5 protein-coding genes and 1 pseudogene are annotated in these 5,044 nt (G+C 50.6%); 2 read left to right on the top strand and 4 right to left on the bottom strand.

Annotated features, from left to right (window positions below; translation table 11 throughout):
* Positions 1–1,091: benzoate/H(+) symporter BenE family transporter (locus FDW87_RS10540; RefSeq protein ID WP_137379729.1), on the top strand; the 1,091-nt coding region annotated here is incomplete at its 5' end.
* On the opposite strand, the gene FDW87_RS10535 is transcribed toward FDW87_RS10540, so the two are convergent.
* The gene (locus tag FDW87_RS10535; RefSeq protein WP_046275602.1) at positions 1,074–1,943 is read right to left on the bottom strand and encodes a helix-turn-helix domain-containing protein; all 870 of its coding nucleotides are present in this window, start codon (positions 1,941–1,943) and stop codon (positions 1,074–1,076) included. The genes FDW87_RS10540 and FDW87_RS10535 overlap by 18 nt on opposite strands.
* Positions 1,944–2,127: 184 nt before the next feature.
* Between FDW87_RS10535 and FDW87_RS10530 the strand changes: the two genes are divergently transcribed.
* Positions 2,128–3,036 carry a DMT family transporter gene (locus tag FDW87_RS10530; RefSeq protein ID WP_016153163.1) on the top strand — a complete coding sequence of 303 codons (909 nt, stop codon included), beginning with the start codon at positions 2,128–2,130 and terminating at the stop codon, positions 3,034–3,036.
* 35 nt (positions 3,037–3,071) lie between these two features.
* Here FDW87_RS10530 and FDW87_RS10525 read toward each other — a convergent pair whose 3' ends face one another.
* The 3 genes and pseudogenes from FDW87_RS10525 to FDW87_RS22275 form a co-directional block, all read right to left on the bottom strand.
* Complete coding sequence (locus FDW87_RS10525) at positions 3,072–3,746, bottom strand: DUF3313 domain-containing protein (protein ID WP_047417362.1); 675 nt, start codon at positions 3,744–3,746, stop codon at positions 3,072–3,074.
* A 155-nt stretch (positions 3,747–3,901) separates the two neighbouring features.
* Complete coding sequence (tehB, locus tag FDW87_RS10520) at positions 3,902–4,498, bottom strand: tellurite resistance methyltransferase TehB (RefSeq protein WP_016156592.1); 597 nt, start codon at positions 4,496–4,498, stop codon at positions 3,902–3,904.
* A pseudogene (locus tag FDW87_RS22275) lies at positions 4,498–5,044 on the bottom strand (dicarboxylate transporter/tellurite-resistance protein TehA); the annotation flags it as partial. The gene tehB and the pseudogene FDW87_RS22275, both read right to left, overlap by 1 nt.

The raw sequence follows: 5,044 nt of genomic DNA, 5'->3' as shown, positions 1-5,044 counted from the left end.
CTGCCATTATCTGGCAAGCGGCCCTGGCCGCAGGTGCGACCACCGATCAAATCGCGGGCTGGATGACCGCGCTGGGGATTGCAATGGGCGTCAGTACGCTGGCGCTGACGTTATGGTATCGCGCTCCTGTGCTCACGGCCTGGTCAACACCTGGCGCCGCGCTGCTGGTTACGGGTCTGCACGGGGTATCGATTCAGGATTCTATCGGCGTTTTTATCGTAGCTAACGCGTTGATTGTGCTGTGCGGCATAACCGGATTGTTTGCCCGTCTGATGAAAATAATCCCCCACTCACTGGCATCAGCCATGCTGGCCGGGATCCTGCTGCGCTTTGGTCTGCAGGCCTTTAATAGCCTCAACAGTGAGCTTATTTTGTGCGGTAGTATGCTGGTGGCATGGCTGGTATTTAAAGTCACAGCCCCACGGTACGCGACGATCGCCGCGATGCTGGCGGGTATCGCTATCGCGCTAATAAAAGGTGACATTGTCACAAGCGGAGTGAATTTATCGCCGGTCATGCCTGCGTTTATTGCCCCACACTTTTCATTTGCCCACAGTATCAGCATTGCGCTACCGCTGTTTCTGGTTACCATGGCTTCGCAAAATGCCCCAGGTATTGCCACTATGAATGCGTCGGGCTATTCATTACCCGTTTCACCGCTCATTATCTTTACCGGCCTGCTGGCGCTGATGTTTTCGCCGTTTGGCGTCTACTCCATCTGCATTGCCGCCATAACCGCCGCAATTTGCCAAAGTCCCGAAGCGCATCCTGATGCCAAACGACGCTGGCTCGCCGCCGCCGCGGCTGGCGTCTTCTATCTTCTGGCTGGGGTGTTTGGCGGTTCATTCACAGGACTAATGGCGGCACTGCCCGTAAGCTGGATCCAGATGCTGGCCGGTCTGGCCTTGCTCGGGACGATTAGCGGTAGTTTGTATCAGGCGTTGCATAATGAAGCGGAACGCGACGCAGCCATCGTTACGTTTTTGGTCACGGCCAGTGGCCTGACGTTATTGGGGATTGGATCTGCATTCTGGGGGCTGGTCGTAGGCGGTATCTGCTACGCCGTGTTGACGTTATTTCGCCGCACGTAGCTGCGTTGGCGTTTTACCGGTTACCTGTTTAAACCGGTTACTAAAATGGCTTGCCGAACTGAATCCGCAGGTCATCGCAATATCTGACAAACTGCGTGAAGTGTAACAGACCAGATGCTGCGCCAGCGCCATACGACGTTGCATCACGTACTGATGCGGTGCCATATTCATCGACTGGCGAAACATTCTGGCAAAATGGAATTCGCTGAGCGCCGCCTCACTAGCCAGATCGTTCAGGGTGATTGGGTACGCCAGATGCGCGTCAATATAGGCCAGCACGTTACGCAAGGTGACGGGCGCGAGTCCCCCGGTGACGGTGGGCAGTCGCCATTGGACGTTGCTGTAATGCTGGATCAGATGCGTTAACAGTAGCGAAGATGCCGCGCTGAGCGTGAGGTGATTGGCCGGTTGCTGCCAGTCGTTATCAAGCAGAAACTGACGGTAAACCGCCGTGATCCCCGGGTCACTGCCAAACGTGTGCTCGTCCAGCGTGAAGCTATAGGGGCTTTTATCCCAGACTTTTTCACCCACTTCGCGTAGATGTTCGTCGGTACAATAGAGATGAACAAAGGAAAGATCGTCGCGGATATCCCAACTTGACTCGCTCTCTTTCGGCATCAGGCAAAAACGGTCCGGTCCGCCGCCATTCTTCCAGCCCCCCGCCGTTTTGTGGTAACTCTCGTAGCCATCCGCGATATATAAACTGAGCGTATGGTGATCGCAATACTGGGTGATGGTATCGCGCTTGTTTGACCAGGCCGCCAGTTGGATCCCTGAATGTAACGCAACCGATTCATGCAGCACGGCATTATGTTTGCGTAAGTTTTCAAAGGCATCGTAGGGCTGAGGCATACCATCACATTCAAAATAAGTTAGCAGGCTTTCAGTCTATAACAGCCACATATTGTTAACAGCTTCCTTTTCGCTTTTACGCTAAAAAAGCGCAAGATTTTGCAAGTCCGCCGCAAACCGATGAAAGCCTCCTGCCGCCAGACATGACACAGTGTGAACCTGAATCCAAAAAAGAGAGAGTTGTATGAACGCACTGTTGTACTGCCTGGTGGTGGTAATTTGGGGAACGACATGGATTGCGATTTATTTGCAGCAGGGCCCGGTTTCTGCGCCGGTTTCTATCTTTTGGCGCTTCGCCGTTGCCAGTTCGCTGATGATAGTGATCCTGCTGGTTAGCGGTAAATTACGCAAACTGTCTGGTCGCGATCATCTGTTTTGTCTGTTACAGGGTGGATGCGTTTTTTGCTTCAACTTCTGGTGTTTTTATACGGCTGCGGCCTGGATTAATACCGGCCTGGAGTCGGTGATTTTCTCAATGGCCGTCCTGTTCAATGCGGTCAATAGCTTCATCTTTTTTGGGCAAAAACCACCGCTGCGTTTCTATATAGCAGCCGGTCTTGGACTGACGGGCATTGTGACTCTGTTCTGGCAGGATTTGCTCAACAGCGGATTCAATCATTCCTTGCTGCTGGGTATCGGCTTAAGCGCCCTTGGAACCTTCGGTTTCTCATTGGGTAATATGATCAGCATGCGTCACCAGAAAAAAGGGCTGGAAGTGTTAACGACCAACAGTTGGGCCATGCTGTACGGCACGCTGTTGATCGCTGCCATTGCGCTGATGCGCGGGGACAATTTTACGCCACAGTGGACATTCAGCTATCTCAGCGCGCTGTTATATCTGGCTATTTTTGGCTCAGTGATTGCTTTCGGCGCTTATTTCACACTGGTAGGGCGCATTGGTCCCAGTAGGGCGGCATACAGCACCCTGCTTTTCCCGCTGGTTGCGCTAACGCTGTCAACATTGTATGAAGGATACGTCTGGCAAGTTAACGCTATTGCCGGATTAGTGTTGATTTTACTGGGGAATATGGTGATGTTTGCCCGACCAGAAGTGCTAATGGGTAAACTATTCTATCGACGCCGGGTGGCATAAAAAAAACGCACCATCCTGAGATGGTGCGTTGATTATTATTGTGGTTTTTTGTTCACGTCAAACATGGTGGCATCCGTCGCCATGTCATCAACAACTTTCTTCAACGTTTCGAATGTCATCGGCGTATTTTCGTTGCTCAGATCTTTACCTTCACCCTTACGTACAACTTTAATTACCGGTTTATTTGTCGCAGCATCAATCAACTCACCCTCGAAATAGAGGTTGGTATCCATGGTACGGTGACCCGTTGCCATTTGTGTTCCCGCAACGAGTAGCGCAACCGGGATCACTTCATAGAACTGCAGTCCTTCTTTGCTCGTTGCAACACCGGTAATCGCTCCGCGGAAAATCAGGCTACGTGGCCCAGGGGTAGTAACCAGGGGCTTACGCTTGCTGATGGCGGATTTCAACTGGGTATTGGTGTAGGTCAGCAGTTGATCAAGAACCTGCTGCCCTACCTGCGTGGTAGGTTTAGGAACCGGATAATACGTTACCGGGTTATATACAATGTTGTCATATTTGGATTCGTTGTAGCTCGGATCAACCCAACGGAGTACGGTTTGTCCCGATGCTGATTGTGTTTCCTTCAAATCAGAGTAATTTTTTAAAAACCCAGAATATTTATCCGGCGCAGTCACTTTTGACGCACAGCCGGATAATGCCAACAAGCCAGTAAGCACTGCAACTTTAAATAAAGTTTGAGTACGCATGAAACGATCCCTTTAGTTTTCGCAATGATGCTTAAAAAGGATAGCAAAACCGTTTCATTTTGGATGTACTAAAAATGGTAAACACTGCACAATTTTCTCTCTGCGCCCGGCACAAAAAATGCTGAGCGCAGAAAGAGTTAACCCAGGCGGGAGGTTCAGGCAGTTTTGCGTGCCAGCATTGTGGCAAAACGCAGTTTAATTCGATTACCGTTTTCATCCGTACGATGAAGTTCACCCACGTCTTCGTTATATTTCAGCAGATCCCATCCGCTGTAATAATTGCGCAATTCTCCGGTTTTAAACGCGAACGGGAAACCCACGGTACACGGAAAATCATCGGTATCCATCGCCGCGACGATTAAGTTATATCCGCCCGGTTTAGTGCAACGCTGCATATTTTCAATAAGGCCAGGGATAGTTTTGGCTTCAAGGAACATCAGCACAACGGTAGAAAGAATAAAATCATATTCGCCATCAAAGCGTAATGCGTTGAGATCCGCGACGTTCGCGTGCAGATTGGTCAGCCCTTCCGCCGCTTTGATACGCTCAAGGTTAGCGATGCTCATGGGATTTTTATCCCATGCTGTCACGTCATAACCGTTTGCCGCAAGGTACAGGCTGTTACGACCGTTACCGCAGCCCAGGTCTAACGTTTTACCTGGCTTAACAATTTTTGCCGCTTCAACAACATCGGAATGCGTACGAGTTAAATCGTATTTCTCAGTAAAGTAGTTTTCGTCGCAAAGGGTCATTATTTATCCTCAGATTTCAGTAATGCAGCACGCTCCGTGCGGATGAGCAGTTTCCCCTGCATCAGCAATGCAAACGTACGTACCAGTAATAATGCAATGATAAAATTGGTAAAAATAAACAGTGGGATCGACAGCGTATGAAAAAATCCTGACTCGCTACCGTGGCCCAGATGCAGCCCTGTTGTTGCCAGAGCCGACACGCCAAACGAGAAGCTCCAGAAAGACGCATTAAATGGCTGTGACAAATACCACGGCATGAGCCGCAGCATGAACAGCAGTTGCAGCAGACCATAGCCGAACAACATTTTGGCTAACGTATCGCCCTCGCCGCCGTTAACGCTAAGCCAGGCACTGCAGGCGACCAGCGCAGGCGCCAGTTGAATGCCAAGTGAAGTACGTAACACCGCAGGCAACTCGCCGCAGCTACGTAAACGTTGCAGAATCACCGGCTCCAGACTGAGCCAGGAAAAAACCCCGGCGCCTAAAAACACCAATCCTGCGTCGTTGAAACCCAGTGCGCCACAGGCCATTGCACTGATAAAGTTA

The organism is Citrobacter sp. wls826 (assembly GCF_005281245.1).
Taxonomy (GTDB): domain Bacteria; phylum Pseudomonadota; class Gammaproteobacteria; order Enterobacterales; family Enterobacteriaceae; genus Citrobacter; species Citrobacter braakii.
This window is presented reverse-complemented; position numbering and strand designations above follow the sequence as displayed.

Excerpts from the sequence above, each read along its gene's own strand:
- tehB (WP_016156592.1), bottom strand. The coding sequence starts at position 4,498 with ATGACCCTTTGCGACGAAAACTACTTTACTGAGAAATACGATTTAACT.
- FDW87_RS10535 (WP_046275602.1), bottom strand. The coding sequence starts at position 1,943 with ATGCCTCAGCCCTACGATGCCTTTGAAAACTTACGCAAACATAATGCC.
- FDW87_RS10530 (WP_016153163.1), top strand. The coding sequence starts at position 2,128 with ATGAACGCACTGTTGTACTGCCTGGTGGTGGTAATTTGGGGAACGACA.
- FDW87_RS10525 (WP_047417362.1), bottom strand. The coding sequence starts at position 3,746 with ATGCGTACTCAAACTTTATTTAAAGTTGCAGTGCTTACTGGCTTGTTG.